Raw genomic sequence first — 20644 nt, 5'->3', positions numbered from 1 at the left:
TTCGTGTCCAGAACAACGCCCTGGAGTGGCCTGGCTCGCGGGGTTCAGCGGGCATTCAACCGGATTAAGTGTGGATTCAGGCCGGGTTTAGGTGGTGGCGGCATCACGGTAGGTAACTAGTGACGGGGGTAAATGCGTGAGCTTGTGGGAGTATGTCACGGATCGTGGGGATTTGATCCTTTTCGAGGCGGCGCAGCTCGCCGGCATGGTCGCGCAGTGCGTTCTGGTCGCCACCGTGGTCGGAGTGCTCGCCGGAGTCGTGGCACATCGGCGGCGACCATCCCGCCCGGCCGTCGCCACGGTGGTGGTGCTGTGCGCCGTACCGGCGTTCGTCCTGCTCGGCGTGCTGCTCGTGCTGCCCGGCGCCGCGCCGGGCGTCGCCGTCGTCGCGGTCTACGCCCTCCCGCCGATCGTCCGCAACACCGTCACCGGCCTGTCCGGCGTCGATCCGGCGCTCGTGGACGCCGCGCGCGGGCTGGGCATGAGCAGACGCCGCACGCTGCTGCGCGTGGAGCTGCCGCTGGCCTGGCCGGTGATCCTCGGCGGCATCCGCGTCGCCACCCGGCTGGCCATCGTGGTCGGCGCGGTCGCCGCCTACGCGTCCGGCTCGGGGCTGGGCGAGCGGATCGGCGCCGGGCTCGCCGGCCCGCGCGGCGCGGACACCGCCAACGTCACGGTCAACGTCACGGTCAACGTCACGGTCAACGCCACCCTCACCGGCATGATCGGCATCGCCCTGGCGGCCCTGCTCTTCGAGGCCGGCTACCTGCTGATCGGGCGGCTGACCATTCCCGGAGGAGCCCGTGCGTGAGCGGACGCGGGGGGTGCCGGTCGAGCTGCGCGGGATCACCAAGATCTTCGCGGGGGCGGGCGGGCCCGCCGTCCGGGATCTGCACCTGTCCGTCGCCCCCGGCGAGACGGCGGTGCTGCTCGGTCCCTCCGGCTGCGGCAAGACCACCACGCTGCGGATGATCAACCGCCTCGTCGAGCCGACCCGCGGCGACGTCCTGATCGGCGGTCGCGGCGCCCGCGACATCGACCCCGACCGGCTGCGGCGGGGCATCGGCTATGTCGTACGGCGGACCGGGCTGTTCCCGCACATGACGGTCGCCGCCAACATCGCCCAGGTGCCCCGCCTGCTCGGCTGGGACGCCCGCCGGATCGCCCAGCGGGTGGACGAACTGCTCGCCCTGGTCGGCCTGGAACCCGCCGCGTTCCGTGACCGCTACCCCCGCCTGCTGTCCGGAGGCCAGCGGCGTCGCGTCGGCGTGGCCAGGGCCCTGGCCGCCGATCCGCCGCTGCTGCTCATGGACGACCCGTTCGGCGCGCTCGGCCCGGCCGACCGCCGAAGGCTCCAGGACGAACTGCTCCGCCTCCAGCGCGAGCGCTCCAGGACGATCGTCTTCGCCACCTCCGACGTGGACGAGGCGCTGCGGCTCGGCGACCGGATCGCGGTCATGCGGCGCGAGTCGCGGATCGTGCGCTACGCGCCCCCCTCGGAGATCCTGGCCGACCCCGTGGACGAGTACGTCGAGCGGTTCCTCGGCGGCAGCGCCCCCATGCGGCGGCTCACGTACACCCGGGTCGGCGACATCGACCTCGACCAGGTGCCGCACGGCACTCCCGACACCGACGCCGGACGGCTCCTGCGCGAGGTCGAGGCGGACGGCCGCGGCTACGCGCTGCTCCTCGACGCCGAACGCCGTCCCTGCCGCTGGGTCACCGCCGACGCGCTGCGTGCGTGTGCCGGAGCCCCGGTGGGGGAGGCCCCCGGCGATCCCGGCGTCACCGTGATCAGCGGCGGGACCACCCTCCAGGAGGCCGTCGAGGCCCTGCTCGGCACGAGTGACGAGGTGGTGCCCGTGGTGGGGGGACGGCAGGTCTACGCGGGCGTCGTCTCGCTCGGCAGCGTCCAGCGCGCCATCCGGACGGGCGGCGCCGGTGGTTGGACGGCCGGTGGTTGGACGGCCGGTGGCTAGACGGCCGGGGCGGCCTTGGTCAGCCGGATCTTGGACTGCTTGTGCGGCAGCTTCTCCCAGTCGTCCATGAACCGCCCGGTCAGGTCGTATCGGGCGGCCAGGTCGATCAGCGTCTCGGTGCGGTAATAGAAGTCCTCCCGCAGAACCTGATGCTCCCGGCCCTCCGTGCGGTCGAAGGTGAAGTCGAACCACGCGCCCGGCTTCATGACCCGCCCGACGTGCGCGAAGCACTCCTCGATCACGTGCAGCGGCGAGTGGGAGAAGACGCTGTGCGCGTGCACCACGTCGAAGGTCTCATCGGGCAGGAACGCGAACCGCAGATCCCTGACCGGAGTCAGGTGCGGGAGCTTGTCACGCAGGTCGTACTCGGTCAGCACCTGCTGGGCCGACATCAGGATGTCGGGGGAGATGTCGAGCCCGTAGTAGTTGCCCGGATCGAGGTGCCCGATGAACAACCGCCCCGCCCGCAGGTTGCCGCAGCCGATCTCCAGCATCCGCATGTCGGGCCGCAGGCCGTGCCCCACCAGGTAGTCGAACTGCATCTTCCCCAGCGCCAGCCACCGCTTGTGGGTCTTGCTCCCCACCGCGTCCTCGGGATTGCGGCCCACGTCGGACTTCATGACCGCCCGGTAGTAGCTCACGTGATCGCGGGTCCGCAGCCGCAGCCAGGTGTCCCTGGTGAGACGACGCAGATGCGGCGCGATCTTGCGCGGATTGCGGAACGCGTAGCGGACTTGATGCAGCGGGTTGTTGCGGTTCATGTGCGAACGCCTGTCGTGAGCCGGTGGTGGACGATCGTGAGCACGACCACCACGACCCATCACGCCGGGGACCGGCGGCCAGGGCGGCCGTACCCACAGCGGCATGGTAGGCACGATCACTCCGGTCGGTGGGGCGAATCGCATGCGCTCCGCATTGGGACGGCCCATCGCATATGCCACGAACCCCATCGGCTCCACCAGCCCATACACCCCCTCCGCCGCTCCTCCCCGAACCCCACACCTCCTCCGGCGATTCGATCCACCACCCCACCCCACCCCGCCGAAACCCGTGGTCAGGCCGGGGTTGTAGGTGACGCTGGAGCCGCCGGTGCAGGTGACCGCGTCCGGCACGTACCCGGCCTGGGCGGGCAGCGGCAGCGTGGTGAGTGCGATCCGTTGATGGTGTCGTCGCCGGACGCGCTGGCCGCCGCCGATTCCTATCGCTGCTGGGGGTCGGTGGCGATGGGGGTCAGGACGCCGGTGTGGTGGAGGTGGTCGCGGGCGGCGGAGATGGCCTGCGGCGTGGTGGCGAAGACCCGTCCGGCCTCGTCGAGGCGTTCGATGACGCCGAGGGCGTGCAGGGGACGGTGGTGGCCGTCGCGGATGCCGGAGACGTAGACCAGGATGCCGCGCTGCTGCAACCGTTCGATGGCGTCGCCGAGGACGAGGGCGCCGCTGGCGTCGATGGTGGTGACGCGGGACATGCGGAGGATGATGACGGAGACGTCGGCGACCTTGGAGAGTTCCAGCAGGAAGCGGTGGGCGGCGGCGAAGAAGAGCGGGCCGTCGAGGCGGTAGGCGACGATGTGTTCGGCCAGCAGGTCGTGTTCTTCTTCGGTGTGGCTCTCGGGGAGGTCGGGGCGCAGGGGCATGGCCTCCAAACGGGCGTTGCGGGCGATGGCGCGCAGGGCCAGCACGCCGGCCACGAGGAGGCCGAGGATGACGGCCTGGACCAGGTCGAGTGCCAGGGTGGCGGCGGCGGTCAGGGTCAGGACGATCGCGTCGCCGCGGGTGGAGCGCATCATCGCGAGGACCGAACCGGCCTCGATCATGCGGACGGCGGTGGCGAGGAGCACTCCGGCCAGCGCGGCCAGCGGGATCCTGGCGACCAGGTCGGCGGCGGTGAACACGATCGCGGCCAGGACGGCGGCGTGGGCGAGCGCGGCCAGCCGGGAGGAGGCGCCGGAGCGCACGTTGACGGCGGTGCGGGCGATCGCGCCGGTGGCCGGGACGCCGCCGAACAGTGGCGCGAACAGGTTGGCCAGGCCCTGGCCGAACAGTTCCCGGTCGGGGTCGTGACGGTGGTTGACGCTCATGCCGTCCGCGACCGCCGCCGACAGCAGCGATTCGAGCGCGGCCAGCGCGGCCACCGCGACGGCCGGAGCCAGCAGCGAGCCCAGGGCGTTCATGTCGAGGAAGGACAGCGACGGGGCGGGCAACCCGGCCGGTAGGTGGCCGATCCGCGTCACCGGAAGGTCGGTCAGTTCGGCCAGCACGGTGGCGGTCGCCACGGCGAGCAGGGAGAACGGCACGGTGGGCCGCCAGCGCGCGCCCAGCAGCATCGCACCGGCCACCCCGGCCGCCACCAGCGGCGCCCACAGGCCCGGGTGGGCGGCGAAGTCGAGCACCGCGCGCCAGGCCATCACCACGACCTTCTCGCCGTCCGGGGTCGGCACGCCGAGCGCTGCGGGGATCTGCTGCAGGCCGATCACGCAGGCGATGCCCAGGGTGAAGCCCTCGACCACGGGGGCCGGCACCAGCGCCATGTAGCGGCCGGCCCTGGCCACTGCCAGCACCAGGAGCAGCAGCCCGGCCAGCACGCCGACGGTCAGCACGCCGGAGGCGCCGTGCTCGTGCACGATCGGCACCAGCACCACGGTCATCGCCCCGGTCGGGCCGGACACCTGCAGTCCGGAGCCGCCGAAGACCGCGGCGATCGCGCCGGCGACGACGGCCGTGGCCAGGCCGGCCGCCGCGCCCAGGCCGGAGGAGATGCCGAATCCGAGCGCCAGCGGTAGCGCCACGATCGCGACGGTCAGCCCGGCCAGCAGGTCTCTGCGCGGGTGGTGGGTGATCGAGGCCAGTTCGGCGCGGCCGGGCAGCAGCGCACGCAGGCGGGCGCCGCCCGCCGCGAGGTGGAGGTTCACGCGCCGCGGCTCCCGGCCTGGTCCTGCAGCAGTTCGTCGAGGAGTTCGTGCTGGCCGGTCAGCTTCTCGGTGAGCAGTTCGCGTGCGGCCCGCAGGAGACCGGCGACCCGGCCGCCGGCCAGTGCGTAGACCACCGTCGCGCCGTCGCGCTGTGCGGTCACCATGCCGGAGCGGCGCAGCACCGCCAGATGCTGCGAGAGGCCGGTCGGTTCGACGTCGATCCTGGCCAGCAGGTCGCGCACCGGCATCGGCCCGTCCTGGAGCAGTTCCAGGACCCGGATCCGCACGGGGTGGCCCAGCAGCCGGAACAGCTCGGCCTTGGCCTCGTACAGCGGCACGGACATCATGCCGCTCCGGCTCCCGTTCCCTCTCCCGCCGGGCCGGTGTCGCGGATCTCGGACGGCGACGCCTCCTCGCTCACCACCTGGGCGGCCGTCCTGATGTCCACCCCGTGGGCGGCGGCCAGGCGCCGTACGTCCTCCCACTCACCTTCGGCCACCAGAACCGCGTCGGCGTCGTCGCCCTGGCGGGCGGCCCGCAGCGCCTGCGCGGCCTGCCAGGCCCGCTCCCGGACGGTGGCGGCAAATGCCGTGCTCACGTCACCCCTGCTTTCACCGGCGCCAATGCATCCACGCCAGACGGTCTTGAGCAATTACGATACTTCGCAATTACGATAGCCTCTGGAGCCAGGGGTCGTACAACGGGGGTCCGAGCGGAGCGCAGACCGTTGAGAGCGCAGACCTTGAGAGCGCGCAGCACGACGTTCGCCGTGTCCCGTGCTGGGAGGCGGCGGCGGGCTATGCGTGGCGGGGGCGGGGCGGTACGGGGGTCAGTCGGTGACGTCGGCGCAGACGACGTGGGCGCCGATCTCGATCATGCGGCGTTCGCTGCGCGCGTCCGCCACCCTGGCCATCAGGATCGGGGCCTCGCTGGCGGCGAGTTGCGGCAGCCGGGCGCGGACGCCCCGGTGCAGGTCGCGGACCACGTCCTCGGCCGCCGACATGTGCACCTTGACGTGCAGCATGATGCCCGGCGCGCCCGAGGCGGTGCGCGCCTCGGAGATCCACACGTGGTGGACCAGCGGGTAGTCGGCGAGGATCTGGGCGATCGCCCGGCGCAGCCCTGGCAGGATGGGGTGGGAGCACCGGCGGTAGCCCGGATCGACCTGCTGCATCGGCCCGGACAGGTGCGGGCGCGGCGCCGGGATCCACGACTGGGCGGGCGACGACGTGGACAGCGCGGAGACCGACGCGGGCACCGGTGCGGAGACCGGGGTCTGCGGCGCGCTGTGCACGGTGGCGGCCCGGCTGACCATCGCCATCGCGCCGGTGGCGTAGGCGGTGGGCGCGACGTGCGACATCGCCGGGGTCGGGCCGGTGCGGGTGGCCGCGAGGAAGCGCTGGAGGTCTTCGATCGGGACGGCCGCGGCGGCGGGACCGGCGGCGTCGATCACGACCTCGGCCACCCCGGTGACCCGCTGGATGTCGAGGATCGTGTCGGCGTCGCAGGGGGACAGCGAATGGCTGCCCCGGTGCCGCGCGTAGGTGTGCGGGCTGGTGTAGCCGAGCAGCACGCGATCTCCCGCCTGGGTCGTGCCGAGCACGACAGAGCGGTCAGGGCGTACGGCTACCAGGATTCCGCCATCGGCGAGCGCCGACAGTAGCAGGTGCGGACTGCCGTGCTGGGCGAGCACATCGCCGAGAGTGGGGTTCCCGATGCTCATATGACGAACGATAGGTAGTGAACCACGGCTTATCAGGGTAATCGTGAAGATTCAGTGCGAGCAATACCAAGATAGAGGCTGAACGGGTGGAACGCGGCATCCGTGGGTACGCCCCGTCCCTGTAGCCGCCCCGGCGCGGGCGTACGGCCTGGCCTGCGCGTCTCGGATGCCGGGACTCTCGTGAAAGTGTTCACAAGCGGCGGATAGACTACGTGGCGACCCAAGCCCACCACGCTAAGGACCGTCCTGTGAACAAGCCCGTTGTCCTGGTGGCCGAGGAGCTCTCCCCGGCCGGCATCGCCGTACTCGGTGCGGACTTCGAGGTCCGTCAGACCGACGGAGCCGACCGCTCCCAGCTCCTGCCCGCGCTGGCCGAGGCCGACGCGCTGATCGTGCGAAGCGCCACCCAGGTCGACGCCGAGGCGCTGTCCCACGCGCCCCGGCTGCGCGTCGTCGCACGGGCCGGGGTCGGGCTGGACAACGTCGACGTGGATGCCGCTACCAAGGCGGGCGTCATGGTCGTCAACGCGCCGACCTCCAACATCACCAGCGCCGCCGAGCACACCGTCGCGCTCATCCTGGCCAGCGCCCGCAACGTGGCGCAGGGTCACAGCGCGCTCAAGGGCGGCGAGTGGAAGCGCTCCAAGTACACCGGCGTCGAGCTCGACCAGAAGGTGGTCGGCATTCTCGGCCTCGGCCGGATCGGCCAGCTCGTGGCGCAGCGGCTGCAGCCGTTCGGCGTCGAGCTGATCGCCTACGACCCGTTCCTGCAGCCCGCCCGCGCGGCGCAGATGGGGGTCCGCATGGTGACCCTGGAGGAGCTGCTCGCCGAGTCCGACTTCATCACGGTGCACCTGCCCAAGTCCAAGGAGACCCTGGGCCTGATCGGCGACCGTGAGCTGCATGCCGTCAAGCCCTCGGTGCGCATCGTGAACGTGGCGCGCGGCGGCATCATCGACGAGGCCGCCCTTTACGCCGCGCTGAAGGAGGGCCGGGTCGCCGGGGCGGGCATCGACGTGTTCGCCAAGGAGCCCTGCACCGACAGCCCGCTGTTCGAGCTGGACAGCGTCGTCGTCACGCCGCACCTGGGCGCTTCCACGCACGAGGCCCAGGAGAAGGCGGGCACCCAGGTCGCGCGCAGCGTCAAGCTGGCCCTGTCCGGCGAGTTCGTGCCGGACGCCGTCAACGTCCAGGGCGGGGCCGTCGCCGAGGACGTCAAGCCCGGCCTCCCGCTGGCGGAGAAGCTCGGCCGCGTGTTCACCGCGCTGGCCAGGGAGACCGCCACCAAGCTCGACATCGAGGTGCGCGGCGAGATCGCCGCCCACGACGTGCGGGTGCTGGAGCTGGCCGCGCTCAAGGGCGTGTTCACCGACGTGGTGGAAGAGTCCGTCACCTACGTGAACGCCCCGCTGCTGGCCCAGGAACGGGGCGTGTCGGTCGAGCTGGTCACCAGCATGGAGAGCCCCGACTGGCGCAACGTGGTCACCGTCCGCGGCGTGCTGGCCGACGGCCGCAACGTCTCGGTGTCGGGCACGCTGTCCGGGCCCCGGCAGATCACCAAGATCGTCGAGGTCAACGGCTTCGCCATGGAGATCGAGCCGACCGAGCACCTGGCCTTCTTCGGCTACTTCGACCGGCCGGGCATCGTCGGCATCGTCGGCCGCATCCTGGGCGACCACTCGATCAACATCGCCTCCATGCAGGTCTCCCGTGACGAGAAGGGCGGCCGGGCGCTCATCGCGCTGACGGTGGACACCGCCATCCCGGACGACCTGCTCCCGGCGATGATGTCCGAGATCGGCGCCGACAGCGCCCGTACGGTGGACCTCGCCGACTGACCGCTCGTCCGGGATCGGCTGAGATATCGCTCACAGGGGCGTGCCCGCGCAAGGGCGCGCCCCTGCGTGTTTCAGCCGATGAGCGCGTCCCACTATGTGAGATGTTAGGACATCCAACGAGACGACCCCGGAAACGCGGGGTACTGTTGTCTGGTAATGCGCCAGGTATTCGTAATCCTTACCTGCCGCGACGGGGCCTGATCGAGGCAGGCCGGCGACCCGTCGCGGTGCGCGCGCATGCCGGCCGTCGACCCGCGCGGGGGTCCGTGATCCGGATCCCGCCCCTCGGGCCGGCATCGGGTTCGTGAACTGAACCCGCCTCCCCATCTTTTCCGTCAGTGCCACTTCCGCCAGTGCCGGGGTGCGCTTCGCCGTGCGCCCGGCCGGCCCACACGAGATCGAGAACACGCGATGTACGAGATGTATCCCTGGAACCGTGCCGACGAGGACGACGACGAGGCCACGGACGCGCTGCAGTTCGCCCTGGACCGCCGTGACAACGGGGGTGCCCCCGCACGTTGACCCGTCGCCCGCAACGGGCATGATGGTTTCCCTGTGTACCTCGGACACGGGGGGCGCGGTGTGACACGATGCGTGCAGGCGCGCATCGCTATCGTGAACCGCTGGACTCGATGAGGAGTCAGGACCGATGGACTCACGTACCCATCAGTGGAAGAAGAGCTCCCGCAGCGACACTGCCTGCGTCGAGGTCACCGCCGTGGACTCGGGAGGCTCCAGCCATGACAAGGCCGCCGAGGGCGAGCAGCTCTTCCTGCTCCGCGACTCCAAGAACCCGGACGGCCCGGTCCTCACCTTCACCCCGGCCGAGTGGCACGCGTTCGTGGCCGGAGTGAAGGACGGCGAGTTCGACATCTGACCCTCCCCGCACGGTCCCCGGGCGGCCCCTGAGCGGCCCCTGAGTGGCACCGCACGCGGGTCGGACCCCGCGTCGCGAGGGGCCGGGCTCTAGAGTGGCCTGGTGATCCCGTGGAACGAGGAGGCCCGATGGCATCGGTCGTGAAGATCAACGTCCTGACCGTCCCCGACGACATGCGCCAGGAGCTTGAGCGCAGGTTCGCCGGACGCGCGGGCATGGTCGAAGCGTCCGACGGCTTCGAGTGGTTCGAACTGCTGCGCCCGGTCGACGGCACCGACCGCTACCTCGTCTACACCCGCTGGCGCAGTGAGGACGACTTCCAGCGCTGGCAGAACAGCCAGGCGTTCCAGCGCGGCCACGCCCAGGCGGCCGGGCAGCGCGAGGGCGAGGGGCAGCCCAAGGGGCAGGGCCACGGACCGGCCGCGGCGGGCTCCGAGATCTGGTCCTTCGAAGTCATCGAGACCGCGGGCCCCAAGCCGGCCTGATCTTCTGACACCGAAGCCACCGCACACCCGGCGAAACGGTGGGCCACCTGGGAGCCTGATAACGATGTGGGTGGATTGACGCATGTGACTTGACCGGGGATGTCGGGGTTGGAAAGCATGATCCGCCCCCTTCGTCCGGTCTTGGAAGGAATTGGCGTGTCCCGCCGAACCTTTGCCCTCGTGCTGTCAGCCGCCCTGTTGGTGTCCAGCGGTGGGCCGGTGGTGAGCACAGCGCAGGCGGCGGTCGTGAAACGCACGTCGGAATGCCAGGGCGACTGGCTGCCCGCCACGCCCACCTCCGAGGACGTCATGGCGGGGGAGGTGTCCTTTCTCGGCCTGTCCCCGGTGAAGGTCGGCAAGGACGTCAACTGGCGGTCGGATCCCTACAAAAACCGCTCGTGGAGCATGGTCTTCCACTCGCTGCGCTGGATGGGCAGGCTCGTCGCCGACTACGAGACCAACGGGAACGAGGCCTACCTGCGGCGGGCCCGCGAGATCGCCAAGGACTGGGTGCGGGACAACCCGCGCGGCGGCAGGACCACCAGCCCCTTCGCCTGGCAGGAGCACCCGATCGCGCTGCGCGCGCCCGCGCTGGTGTGCCTGAGCAAGCACGTCAAGGAGGACTGGCTCACCAAGAGCCTGGCCGAGCACGCCCGGATGCTGGCCGACCCCCGGCTGTACGAGAAGGGGCACAACCACGGCATCGACCAGGACATCGCGCTGCTCGGCATCGGCTGCCGCTACGGCCGTTCCGAGTGGTCGAACCTGGCGGTCAAGCGGCTGATCGAGACCGTGGAACTCGACGTGGACGCCCAGGGGGCGCTGCGCGAGCAGGCCCCGCGCTACGCGACCTACGTCCACCAGCGGCTGAAGGTCGCCATCGACGACATCAAGGCGTGCGACCGGAAGGTCCCCTCCCGGATCAGCACCCGGTGGCAGTCGCTTGAGTCGTTCATCGCGCACGCGACGCAGCCCAACGGCTACATGGTGCCGATCGGCGACGGCGGTGCCGACGTGCGCCCGGTGGGCTACGACGATCCTTCGCAGAAGGTGAAGGTCTTCGGCGGGGCCGGATACGTGTTCGGGCGCAGCGCGTGGGACAAGAAGGAGGCGTCCTACTACTCGATCCGGTTCGGCCCGGGCATGAAGTACCACGGGCACGAGGACCACCTCGGCGTGACCTACTACGCGCAGGGCCGAGACGTGCTGGTGGACGTGGGCTTCGACTCCTACGAGAACACGCCCTACCGGCGCTGGACGATGTCGCCCGAGGCGCACAACGTGCCGGTGGTCGCGGGTGCGCCCTTCCGTGGCCGGATGCCGTCCAAGCTGGTCAAGTCCACCACGGGCGGGGACCGGCAGAGCTACCGGCTCACCGACAAGGCGTACGGCGTGGGCCGTACTCGCTCGGTGCTCGTCAACCACGGCGAGGACCTGATGGCGGTGCTGGACCGCGCGGACGGCAAGGGCAAGATCAGCAACATCTGGCACTTCGCCGCCGGGCTCACCGCCGCGCAGCCGAAGAACGGCAGGGTCGTGCTGCGGGAGAAGGGCTTCAAGGCCACGCTGGTGCAGCTCGCGCTGCCGTCCTGCCGTCCGGTGAACGGGCTGCGGGTGGTCAAGGGCGCGACCAGTCCCATCCAGGGCTGGGTCTCGCCGTCGTATCTGAAGAAGACGCCCGCCCCCGCGGTGCTCTCGCCCGCCTCCGCGGACCCGCTGCTCACGATCGTGGTGCCGGGCACGGCCGACCCCGAGGTCTCGTGCTCGGGCGGTAAGGTCAAGGTCGAGACGGCCGACGGGCCGGTGACCTTCACGGCCACCCCCGCCGGCGCGCTCTCCTGAGCGGGGCCGTCGCCCGCTCAGGTACGCCCGTCAGATCACCGGTCAGTCGCCGTCACGGCCGGCGCGGAGCAGCCCGTACGTGACGGCTTGGTCGAGCGCCTGCCAGGACGCCTCGATGATGTTCTCGTCGACGCCGACGGTGGACCACTCGCCGGAGTCGTCGCTGGAGGTGATCAGCACGCGGGTGATCGCGTGGGTGCCGTGGGTGCCCTCCAGGATGCGCACCTTGAAGTCGGTCAGCTCCAGCCTGGCCAGCTCGGGGTAGAGCTGTTCGAGCGCCACCCGGACCGCCTTGTCCAGCGCGTTGACCGGGCCGTTGCCCTCGCCGGTGGCCACGATCCGCTCGCCCTTGGCGTGCAGCTTGACGGTGGCCTCGCTGACGACGTCGCCCCCTGGGCGGCGCTCCACGATGACCCGCCAGGACTCGACCTCGAAGTGACGGCGGCGCCCGCCGCCCACCGTGTCTCGCAGCAGCAGCTCGAAGGAGGCGTCGGCGGCCTCGAAGGTGTAGCCCTTGGCCTCCAGCTCCTTGACCCGGTCGACCAGCTCGCGGGAGTCCTGCGGGGTGAGGGTGTAGCCCAGCTCGCGGCCCTTCAGCTCCACCGACGCCCGGCCCGCCATGTCGGAGACCAGCATGCGCATGTCGTTGCCGACCTCGGAGGGGTCGATGTGCTGGTAAAGGTTGGGATCGACCTTGATCGCACTGGCGTGCAGGCCCGCCTTGTGGGCGAAGGCCGACACCCCGACGTAGGGCTGGTGGGAGTTGGGGGTGACGTTGGTGACCTCGGTGATCGCGTGCGCGACGCGGGTCATGTCGGCCAGCGCCTCGCGCGGCACGAGGTCGAAGCCCCGCTTGAGCTGCAGGTTGGCCACCACGGTGAACAGGTTGGCGTTACCGGACCGCTCGCCGTAGCCGTTGGCGCAGCCCTGCACGTGGGTGGCGCCGGCCTTGACCGCGGCCAGCGTGTTGGCCACCGCGCAGCCGGTGTCGTCGTGGCAGTGGATGCCCACCCGGGCGGAGGTCGCCGCGGCGGCCAGCACGACCTCGGCCAGCTCGTCGGGGAGCATGCCGCCGTTGGTGTCGCACAGCGCCACCACGTCGGCTCCGGCCTCGGCCGCGGTGCGGATGACCTCCAGCGCGTAGGCTGGGTTGGACTTGTAACCGTCGAAGAAGTGCTCGGCGTCGAGGAAGACCCGCTGACCCTCCGCACGAAGGTGAGAAACCGTGTCGCGGATCATCGCGAGGTTCTCCGTGAGAGTCGTGCGAAGGGCCAGCTCCACGTGCCGGTCGTGACTCTTGGCGACAAGGGTCACGACCGGCGCGCCGGATTCGCGCAAGGCGGCTACCAATGGGTCGTCGGCGGCCTTCACTCCGGCCCGGCGGGTCGCGCCGAACGCGGCGAGTTGCGCGTGCTTCAGGTCGAGCTCTGTTCGAGCCCGCCGGAAGAACTCTGTGTCCTTGGGGTTGGCGCCCGGCCAGCCCCCCTCGATGAAGCCGACGCCCAGGCCGTCCAGGTGCCGCGCGACGGTGAGCTTGTCGGCCACCGTGAGGTTCAGGCCCTCCTGCTGGGCCCCGTCGCGCAGGGTCGTGTCATAGACGTGGAATCGGTCGTCGGCCATCGGTTTCGTCTCCTGACGGTCTATGTGTGTCGGGTCTTGATCGCCGCGCGCACGCTCCGGCCAAACAAAAAGACCCCTCACGGACGTGAGAGGTCTGCGCGCCGGCGTGTCCTGATTACGTGCCGGCGCGCCTGCCGATAATGAGCAGACCGTTCTTCATGGTGCTTAGCAGTCTGCCACACTCACCGTCATCTGGCACATTGATCTCGGAATCCGAGACGGCACCGCCGTTCACGAGCCCAGATACGCCAGCCGTACTCTGAGTCTCCGCTCCCACATTCGCCGCGCGCAGCGGACTGCCTGGCCAGCCAGGACAAAGACCGCCGTGGCCGCCGTCAGGACCACGCCGCTGAACAGGCCGTAGGCCAGACGCGAGCGGGTGACGGGCTGCCGTGCCTCCGCCCATACGCGTGCGCGCGGGCCGAGCCCGCCCAGCAGCGCCGACGCGATCCCCGCCGCGCCCATCGTCTGCAGCCTCGGCTGCTGGATCACCAGCAGGCTGGACAGCGCCGCCGCGACGGTCAGCGCGCTGAACATCACCGTCCGCCCGGCCGTCGCCCAGGCCCCGCGAACCGCCTCCTGCCTGTCGTGCCCGGCAGCGAGTTCCTCCCTGTACCGGGCGACCAGCAGCAGGCCGTAGTCGATGGAGAGCCCGAGCCCCAGGAGGTCGACCACGCTGAGCACGGTGTTGTCGATCCGCAGCACCGTGGTCGCCGGCAGCATCAGGCCGAACGACGACGCGATGGTCGCGACCGCCGTGATCACCGGAATTGGTCTCGGCGTCTGTAACGCCCGTCGCCGTTTCCAGGTGGTACTAGGTACAGCCCGGACCAGGGCGAACGACGGCGTGCGGCCGGGGAGCGGTGTGGTTCCCCGGCCGCCGGGCCGTGGTCAGCAGATCTTGTGGACCCAGTCGTGGGCGTCGGGGCGGGAGCCGTACTGGATGCCGACCAGCTCGTCGCGGATCTTGAGGGTCACCGGGCCAGAGCCGCCGTCGCCGACGGTCCAGGCACGGTCGGCGCCCTTCACCGAGCCGACCGGCGTGACCACGGCGGCGGTGCCGCAGGCGAAGACCTCGGTCAGCTCGCCGGACTCGCAGCCCGCCTGCCACTCCTCGATCGAGATGCGGCCCTCCTCGACCCGCAGGCCGAGTTCGCCCGCCATCGCGATGATCGAGTCGCGGGTGATGCCCGGCAGCAGGGTGCCGGTCAGGGCCGGGGTGACCAGCCGGTCGCCGAAGACGAAGAACAGGTTCATCCCGCCCATCTCCTCGACGAAGCGGTGTTCCACCGCGTCGAGCCAGACGACCTGGTCACAGCCCTGCGCCACGGCCTGCCGCTGGGCGACGAACGCCGCCGCGTAGTTGCCACCGCACTTGGCGAACCCGGTGCCGCCGGGGGCCGCGCGGGTGTACTCGGTGGACAGCCACACCGAGACCGGCTTGACGCCGCCGGAGAAGTAGGAGGCGGCGGGGGAGGCGATGACCATGTACTTGTAGTCGCGGGAGGGGTAGTTGACGCCCAGTGCGGGCTGTGTGGCGATCATGAAGGGGCGCAGGTAGAGGCTGTGTCCCTCGGTGGTCGGCACCCAGTCCTTGTCGGCCTGCACGAGCAGTTCGAGCGACTCGACGAAGGCGTCCTCGGGCAGCTCGGGCATGGCCATGCGCAGCGCCGAGGCGTTGAACCTGGCCGCGTTCGCGTACGGACGGAAGGTCGCGATAGAGCCGTTGACCTGCCGGTACGCCTTCAGGCCCTCGAACAGCTCCTGGGCGTAGTGGAAAACGGAGGTCGCGGGGTCGAGGGTGAGCGGGCCGTACGGCATGAGCCGCGCGTCGTGCCAGCCCTCGCCCTCGGTGTAGTCCACGGAGATCATGTGGTCGGTGAAGCTCTGGCCGAACCCGGGGTTCGCCAGTACCTGCTCGCGCTCGGCTACGGTGCGAGCATGGTCTGAGAGCTGCACGTCAAAGCTGAGCTTTTGAGCGGTGGTCATTGGCGAAGGTCCTTCTCTTCGGTGTGGTGTGCCCTGGCTCCATTGTGCGACGGGCCAGGTAACGGGAAACTACTGCATCAACAGGACATCCGGCAGAGCCTGGGCGTGCAGGTTCCGCTGGCCTCGTGGCAGGGGTTCCCGCTCGTGGCGGTGCCCTTGTCGGCCCTTGTCGGCCCTTGTCGGCCTCTGTCGGCCCTTGTCGTTCGCGACGCCGGCCGGTTTCACGGGGTCGTGTCCCGGACGGCAGGTCATCTTTGCCGCTGTCGTGTGCGCGCCGTCGTGCTCGTGCTCGCACGTTCATGCTCGCACGTTCATGCGCTGACATGCGAACGCGCATGGCACCCCTGCCGGGTCGCCATGCGCGTCGGAGAGCGGCCCGGGATTACCCGGCTACTCGGGCGGTGATGTCGTCGCCGATCTGGCGGGTGCCGCGCACGGTGGCGCCGCGCTCGGCGAGGTCGTCCGCCACCGCGCGCTCGACCCTGCTCGCGGCCTCGGCCAGGCCCAGGTGGTCGAGCAGCATGCCGATGGACAGGATGGTGGCGGTGGGGTCGGCCTTGCCCTGGCCCGCGATGTCGGGCGCGCTGCCGTGGACCGGCTCGAACATGCTCGGCGCGGTGCGGTCGGGGTTGACGTTGCCGCTGGCCGCCAGGCCGATGCCGCCCGCGATGGCGGCGCCGATGTCGGTGAGGATGTCGCCGAACAGGTTGTCGGTGACGATCACGTCGAAGCGCTCGGGCTGGGTGACGAAGAACATCGAGGCCGCGTCGACGTGGCAGTAGTCGGTGGTGACGTCAGGGAACTCGGCGGCGACTCGGTCGAACGTGCGCGCCCAGAGGTCGCCCGCGTAGGTGAGCACGTTGGTCTTGTGGACCAGCGTGAGTTTCTTGCGGTCGCGCCCGCGCGCCTTGTCGAACGCGTAACGGATCACGCGCTCCACGCCGTAGGCGGTGTTGAAGGACTCCTGCGTGGCGATCTCGTGCGGCGTGCCGCGCCGCATGGTGCCGCCCGCCCCGGCGTAGGGGCCCTCGGTGCCCTCGCGGATGACGACCATGTCGATGTCGGCCGGGGAGGAGGAGCCCAGCGGGGTCGAGACGCCGGGGAACAGCTTGACCGGCCGCAGGTTGACGTAGTGGTCGAGCTCGAAGCGCAGGCGCAGCAGCAGGTCGCGCTCCAGCACGCCGGGCGGGACGCTGGGGTCGCCCACCGCGCCCAGCAGGATCGCGTCGTAGCCGCGCAGCTCGGCCAGCACCTCGTCGGGCAGGGTCTCACCGGTGGCGTTGTAGCGCCGTGCGCCGAGGTCGTAAGTGGTGGTCTCGACCTTGAGGCCGACCGCCTGGAGCACCTTGAGGCCCTCTTCGACGACCTCGGTGCCGATCCCGTCGCCCGGGATGACCGCCAGGCTGATGCTGCGAGCTTCCATGCCAGTACCATACCGGGTCCGTCTCGCGTCGCGGGCATCTCATCTCACCCTTCGGGACGGAAACCTCGGTGGTTCCTGGCGGTCACCGCACGGGGCGCGGGCGTGACGACGGCTCCTCCAGTTTGAGCCTGACCACCGCGGGCAGGTGCTCCACCTCCAGCGCGTCGCGCATCCTCGGGACGGCGTGCGCGCCCAGATGCCCGCGCAGCTCGTCCAGCCGGGACGTCTCGTCGGCCACCAGCGCCAGCCGTACGCCCGGCGTCCGTTTCGATCCGGTGAGGATGGCCTTGGCGCGGAGCACGGACGGATGGTCGGCCAGCTCCGACTCCAGTGCCCTGGTGATGCCGTCGGCCTCGACGTCCGTCGTGCCCGTGGGCCCTTTGGCGAGACGCAGCCCCGACAGCGTGTCCTTGCGCGCCTGAGCCAGCAGCCAGCGCAGCCCGAGCAGCGCGGCCACGATCGAGATCGCGGCGAGCACCCACCAGGCCCATGGATCGGCCGTGAAGAAGCCCGCCGTCCCGGCGCTGATGATGTACTCGCCGCGCGCCCTGGAACCGAACAGGCCGAGCCCTCTGGCCAGCGCGTACAGCCCCGGGAGCAGCAGCACCAGGCCGCACAGGATGAGGCCCAGGCGGTTGCCCCTGGCGGTCTTACGTTCCATGGCCGCGGCCCTCCCGACGCCTTCCGTGCACCGACACCCTGACGTCGGGCGCGGGCACGGGGGCCAGCGCCGCGATCTTGGCGGTGACGGCCTGCCGTACCACCCGCTCCAGGCGGGGCGCGGCGGTCTGCAACGAGGTCGTGGCGGTGACGTGGACGCGTCCGCGCCGCAGGTGCGCCCGCGCGCCGCCGATCCCGTCCACGCTCTCGGCCGCGCGCTCGATCGCGTGCACGAAGCTGCGCCGCTGCATCCCGATGATCAGATCCCGGTCGCCGGTGCGCAGCGGGACGAACCTCGGCCGCCCCGGGACCAGCGCGATCAGCAGCAGGATCAGGCCGAGCACGGCGGCTATGGCGGCCCCGGTGAGCATCCTCGGGTCGCTCCACGGCGTCCCGGCCGCCCACCGTCCGAACGCCTGGTACGGCACGATGCGCGCCGGATGGCCGGCCAGCGCGGAGATGATCTCGATGGCGGCGATCAGCCCGATGGCCAGGAGCAGCGCGGACACGATGATCGCGGGCCAGACGCGCCGGGGCCGGAACACGTGCGCGGCGGCGCGGTCGGCACGCCTGGACTTCGGCGGCCTGTGCGCCGCGTCAGACGTCTCGGACGTCCCGGACGTCTTTGGGCCGCGTTCCTCGACGGCGGTCATCGCCGCGCTCCTTCGGCGAGTTCCGTGGTTCGCGCGGGGCGCTGCCCGGGGACCATCGAGGTCACCTCGATGTCCACGTGCCCGACGGCCAGGCCGGTCAGGTAGTGCACCCTGGCCGCCACGTGGTTGCGGATCCGGTCCGTGAGCGTGCGCAGCGGGGCCGGATAGGCCACCGACACGTCGAGGCTGAGCATGGCCAGGCCGCCGTCCACGTCGGCCCTGGACCGCTCGTTCCACGGGACGACGCCGCGCCGCCGTACGTCGAGCACGCCCTCGACCTCACGCGCGGCGCCCGCCGCGATCCGCGCCACCACCGCCTCCGGGATGATCGTCCTGCCGCGCCGCTCGGGCGGGACGTCCGTCGCCGGCGTCGCGCTCGTTCGCGTTGTTCGTGCCGTCGCCGTTTGTGTCATCGCCGTCTCACGGCGAACTGCGACAGGTCCACCCGGCCGCCCTCCAGCAGGTGCCCGATCAGCAGGCCGACCGCGCCCAGGACCAGCACCAGTAGGAACGCGCCGAGACCGCCGAACGCTCCGGCGAAGCCGAGCGCCATGCCAACGGCGAGGCCGAGGATCGGCCACAACGGAAATGTGTCCATCTCTGCTCCCTTGAGCGTTCGTTGATGTGTGTGGAAGTCAGGTGGTGACGGTCAGCCGGTCGATGGTCACGTTCACCGGACGGTCCCCGGCCGCGTCCCCGACGGCGCTGCGCACCCGGTCGGCGATCTCCGGCAGCGGCGTGCCGTAGCGGGCGGCGATGGCGATCTCCAACTCGTCGTCGCGCAGGGCCACGCCTCTGATCCGGCCGCCCGGCAGGTAGGTGGCGACGGTGCCGAACGGCCCTCCGGTCAGCTCGGCCACATCCGGCACGTCCAGCACTCGCCGGGCGATGTCCCGGACCACCCGATTGCGCTGATCCGATGCCTCGGACCTGTGCGAACCGGCGAGCCCGGCCTCCGGCGTACGACTGGACGTCGCGGCGACGCCCTGTGCCGACGAGCCCTGTGCCGATGAGCTCTGTGCCGATGAGCTCTGTGCCGGTGACGGGCCGCCCGGTCTGCCCGCCGTCGACGATCGCTCTACCGCGCCTCGTCCCGCCGAGCCGCTCACGTTCACCGGACCCGTGGCTCTTCCTGCTGGTCCCGCTTGCTCTTCTGGTCGGTGTCCGGCTTGTCGTCGCCCGGCATGTGCACGTCGTCCACCCTGATGTTCACCTCGGTGACCTCAAGGCCGCACATGCGCTCGATGGCGGTGATCACGTTCCGGCGCACCGCCGACGCCATGTCCGGGATGGCGACCCCGTAGTCCGCCACCACGTTGACGTCCACGGCCGCCTGCCGTTCGCCGACCTCGACGGCCACCCCCTGGGTCATGGGCCGGTCACCGCCCACCATGCCGCGCACGGCGTTCAGCGCGCGTCCGGCGGATCCGCCCATCTCGTGCACACCGGACACGTCACGCGCCGCCATGGCGGCGATCTTGGCGACGACGGTGTCGGCGATGGTGGTCTTTCCCTTGCCCGACTGCAGCGGCCCGGACTGGCCGGCGTCCTCGCTACGGGCGCGCGGCACCGTTGCTTCTCTCTGCGTGGTCTCGGACACGTCGGTTCCCCCCGGTTCGTGGTGCTTCCCCGGCGCTCTCCAGGCATCCCAAAAAGCGATATATTCACCTATTGCCGCAGCTCACCGCCACAATCCGTACTTGGGGGCATTTTTTCCGCCCCTTTCCATGTCATTTCCCATGAATCAAGCCGGACGAGAATCCATCGGAAACCACGGGTGCCCTGATGGCGGAAAGCACTTGGCGGGATCAGTAGGCTCGTGCCGTACGGCATCCGACTCTGCAGGGACAATCACCAGTGCGCATAGCGAGGTTCACCGCCGGAGAAGGCGTGATGTTCGGCGTGGTCGAGGGGCCGCCCGGCGAGGAGTTCGTCGCGGCCGTCGCGGGCCACCCCTTCGGCACGGTCCAGTTCACCGGCGAACGCCACCCCCTCGCCGACGTACGCCTGGTCGCGCCCATCCTGCCCAGCAAGGTGATCGCGATCGGGAAGAACTACGCCGACCACGCCCGCGAGATGGGGGGCGAGCCCCCGGCCGAGCCGGTGATCTTCAGCAAGCCGTCCACCTCGGTGATCGGCCCCGGCGAGGGCATCGTCTACCCCGGCAAGCTCACCGAGCGGGTCGACTTCGAAGGCGAGCTCGCCGTGGTGATCGGACGGCTGTGCCGCGAGGTGCCCGTCGAGCGCGCCACCGAGGTGATCTTCGGATACACCTGCGCCAACGACGTCACCGCCCGCGACCTGCAGAAGAAGGACGGGCAGTGGACCAGGGCGAAGGGCTTCGACACCTTCTGCCCGCTCGGTCCGTGGATCCAGACCGACCTGGACCCATCCGACCTGGCGATCACCACGACGGTCAACGGGGAGATCCGCCAGAGCGCCCGCACCTCACAGCTCCTGCACGACATTCCCGCGCTCATCTCCTACGTGACCGCGGTCATGACGCTCATCCCCGGCGACGTCATCCTGACCGGCACGCCAGCGGGCGTCGGCCCGCTCGGCGTCGGTGACGAGGTCGGCGTCGGCATCGAAGGAATCGGCACTCTCAGCAACCGGGTGGTCTCCCGTGATTAGGGTTCGTTTCGCC

Annotated in this window: 22 protein-coding genes; 7 read left to right on the top strand and 15 right to left on the bottom strand. The window is 70.7% G+C overall.

Going from position 1 to position 20644, the window contains the following annotated elements:
• Positions 1–172: 172 nt before the first annotated feature.
• The gene (locus P3X83_RS12290) at positions 173–811 is read left to right on the top strand and encodes an ABC transporter permease subunit (RefSeq protein ID WP_277305117.1); all 639 of its coding nucleotides are present in this window, start codon (positions 173–175) and stop codon (positions 809–811) included.
• Positions 804–1979 (top strand): ABC transporter ATP-binding protein, encoded by a 1176-nt coding sequence (locus P3X83_RS12285; RefSeq protein WP_277305116.1) that lies wholly within the window; start codon positions 804–806, stop codon positions 1977–1979. The genes P3X83_RS12290 and P3X83_RS12285 overlap by 8 nt, the downstream gene beginning before the upstream one ends.
• Here the strand turns inward: P3X83_RS12285 and P3X83_RS12280 are convergent.
• The 5 genes from P3X83_RS12280 to P3X83_RS12260 form a co-directional block, all read right to left on the bottom strand.
• Positions 1976–2740, bottom strand: a complete 765-nt coding sequence (locus tag P3X83_RS12280) for a class I SAM-dependent methyltransferase (RefSeq protein WP_277305115.1) — start codon at positions 2738–2740, stop codon at positions 1976–1978. The two genes, P3X83_RS12285 and P3X83_RS12280, sit on opposite strands and share 4 nt — an antisense overlap.
• A gap of 437 nt (positions 2741–3177) precedes the next feature.
• A complete protein-coding gene (locus P3X83_RS12275; RefSeq protein ID WP_277305114.1) occupies positions 3178–4887 on the bottom strand; it encodes a SulP family inorganic anion transporter in 1710 nt (569 codons plus the stop codon).
• Positions 4884–5231, bottom strand: coding sequence for a metalloregulator ArsR/SmtB family transcription factor (locus P3X83_RS12270; RefSeq protein WP_277305113.1), 348 nt, complete (start codon positions 5229–5231; stop codon positions 4884–4886). Before P3X83_RS12270 ends, P3X83_RS12275 begins: the two co-directional genes overlap by 4 nt.
• Positions 5231–5485, bottom strand: a complete 255-nt coding sequence (locus P3X83_RS12265) for a hypothetical protein (RefSeq protein ID WP_277305112.1) — start codon at positions 5483–5485, stop codon at positions 5231–5233. Before P3X83_RS12265 ends, P3X83_RS12270 begins: the two co-directional genes overlap by 1 nt.
• Before the next feature lie 231 nt (positions 5486–5716).
• Complete coding sequence (locus P3X83_RS12260; protein WP_277305111.1) at positions 5717–6610, bottom strand: hypothetical protein; 894 nt, start codon at positions 6608–6610, stop codon at positions 5717–5719.
• 248 nt (positions 6611–6858) lie between these two features.
• Between P3X83_RS12260 and serA the strand changes: the two genes are divergently transcribed.
• The 4 genes from serA (at position 6859) to P3X83_RS12240 (ending at position 11652) form a co-directional block, all read left to right on the top strand.
• On the top strand, positions 6859–8448 hold the full coding sequence (gene serA, locus P3X83_RS12255; protein WP_277305110.1) for a phosphoglycerate dehydrogenase: 1590 nt from the start codon (positions 6859–6861) through the stop codon (positions 8446–8448).
• Between the two features lie 649 nt (positions 8449–9097).
• On the top strand, positions 9098–9325 hold the full coding sequence (locus P3X83_RS12250; protein WP_277305109.1) for a DUF397 domain-containing protein: 228 nt from the start codon (positions 9098–9100) through the stop codon (positions 9323–9325).
• Between the two features lie 128 nt (positions 9326–9453).
• Positions 9454–9810, top strand: coding sequence for an antibiotic biosynthesis monooxygenase (locus P3X83_RS12245; protein WP_277305108.1), 357 nt, complete (start codon positions 9454–9456; stop codon positions 9808–9810).
• A 246-nt stretch (positions 9811–10056) separates the two neighbouring features.
• On the top strand, positions 10057–11652 hold the full coding sequence (locus P3X83_RS12240; protein ID WP_277305107.1) for a heparinase II/III family protein: 1596 nt from the start codon (positions 10057–10059) through the stop codon (positions 11650–11652).
• 42 nt (positions 11653–11694) lie between these two features.
• Here P3X83_RS12240 and cimA read toward each other — a convergent pair whose 3' ends face one another.
• The 10 genes from cimA to P3X83_RS12190 all read right to left on the bottom strand — a co-directional run bounded on the left by cimA (position 11695) and on the right by P3X83_RS12190 (position 19567).
• The gene (cimA, locus tag P3X83_RS12235; protein WP_277305106.1) at positions 11695–13272 is read right to left on the bottom strand and encodes a citramalate synthase; all 1578 of its coding nucleotides are present in this window, start codon (positions 13270–13272) and stop codon (positions 11695–11697) included.
• 231 nt (positions 13273–13503) lie between these two features.
• The gene (locus tag P3X83_RS12230) at positions 13504–14037 is read right to left on the bottom strand and encodes an MMPL family transporter (protein ID WP_277305105.1); all 534 of its coding nucleotides are present in this window, start codon (positions 14035–14037) and stop codon (positions 13504–13506) included.
• 126 nt (positions 14038–14163) lie between these two features.
• The gene (locus P3X83_RS12225; protein ID WP_277305104.1) at positions 14164–15261 is read right to left on the bottom strand and encodes a branched-chain amino acid aminotransferase; all 1098 of its coding nucleotides are present in this window, start codon (positions 15259–15261) and stop codon (positions 14164–14166) included.
• Positions 15262–15643: 382 nt separating this feature from the next.
• On the bottom strand, positions 15644–16684 hold the full coding sequence (locus P3X83_RS12220; protein ID WP_277305102.1) for a 3-isopropylmalate dehydrogenase: 1041 nt from the start codon (positions 16682–16684) through the stop codon (positions 15644–15646).
• Between the two features lie 82 nt (positions 16685–16766).
• The gene (locus P3X83_RS12215) at positions 16767–17345 is read right to left on the bottom strand and encodes an alkaline shock response membrane anchor protein AmaP (RefSeq protein ID WP_277305101.1); all 579 of its coding nucleotides are present in this window, start codon (positions 17343–17345) and stop codon (positions 16767–16769) included.
• On the bottom strand, positions 17335–17997 hold the full coding sequence (locus tag P3X83_RS12210) for a DUF6286 domain-containing protein (RefSeq protein WP_277305100.1): 663 nt from the start codon (positions 17995–17997) through the stop codon (positions 17335–17337). The genes P3X83_RS12215 and P3X83_RS12210 overlap by 11 nt, the downstream gene beginning before the upstream one ends.
• Positions 17994–18410 carry an Asp23/Gls24 family envelope stress response protein gene (locus tag P3X83_RS12205; protein WP_277305099.1) on the bottom strand — a complete coding sequence of 139 codons (417 nt, stop codon included), beginning with the start codon at positions 18408–18410 and terminating at the stop codon, positions 17994–17996. Before P3X83_RS12205 ends, P3X83_RS12210 begins: the two co-directional genes overlap by 4 nt.
• Entirely contained in the window at positions 18407–18595 is a 189-nt protein-coding gene (locus P3X83_RS12200; protein WP_277305169.1) for a hypothetical protein, read from the bottom strand. The genes P3X83_RS12205 and P3X83_RS12200 overlap by 4 nt, the downstream gene beginning before the upstream one ends.
• Positions 18596–18632: 37 nt before the next feature.
• On the bottom strand, positions 18633–18899 hold the full coding sequence (locus tag P3X83_RS12195) for a hypothetical protein (RefSeq protein ID WP_277305098.1): 267 nt from the start codon (positions 18897–18899) through the stop codon (positions 18633–18635).
• 209 nt (positions 18900–19108) lie between these two features.
• The gene (locus P3X83_RS12190; RefSeq protein WP_277305097.1) at positions 19109–19567 is read right to left on the bottom strand and encodes an Asp23/Gls24 family envelope stress response protein; all 459 of its coding nucleotides are present in this window, start codon (positions 19565–19567) and stop codon (positions 19109–19111) included.
• 287 nt (positions 19568–19854) lie between these two features.
• Between P3X83_RS12190 and P3X83_RS12185 the strand changes: the two genes are divergently transcribed.
• The gene (locus tag P3X83_RS12185) at positions 19855–20631 is read left to right on the top strand and encodes a fumarylacetoacetate hydrolase family protein (RefSeq protein WP_277305096.1); all 777 of its coding nucleotides are present in this window, start codon (positions 19855–19857) and stop codon (positions 20629–20631) included.
• The last annotated feature ends 13 nt before the right edge of the window (positions 20632–20644 follow it).

It is taken from the genome of Spongiactinospora sp. TRM90649, from assembly GCF_029382225.1.
Lineage (GTDB): Bacteria > Actinomycetota > Actinomycetes > Streptosporangiales > Streptosporangiaceae > Spongiactinospora.
The sequence above is the reverse complement of the archived record's forward strand: the minus strand, read 5'-3'. Positions and strand labels throughout refer to the sequence as shown.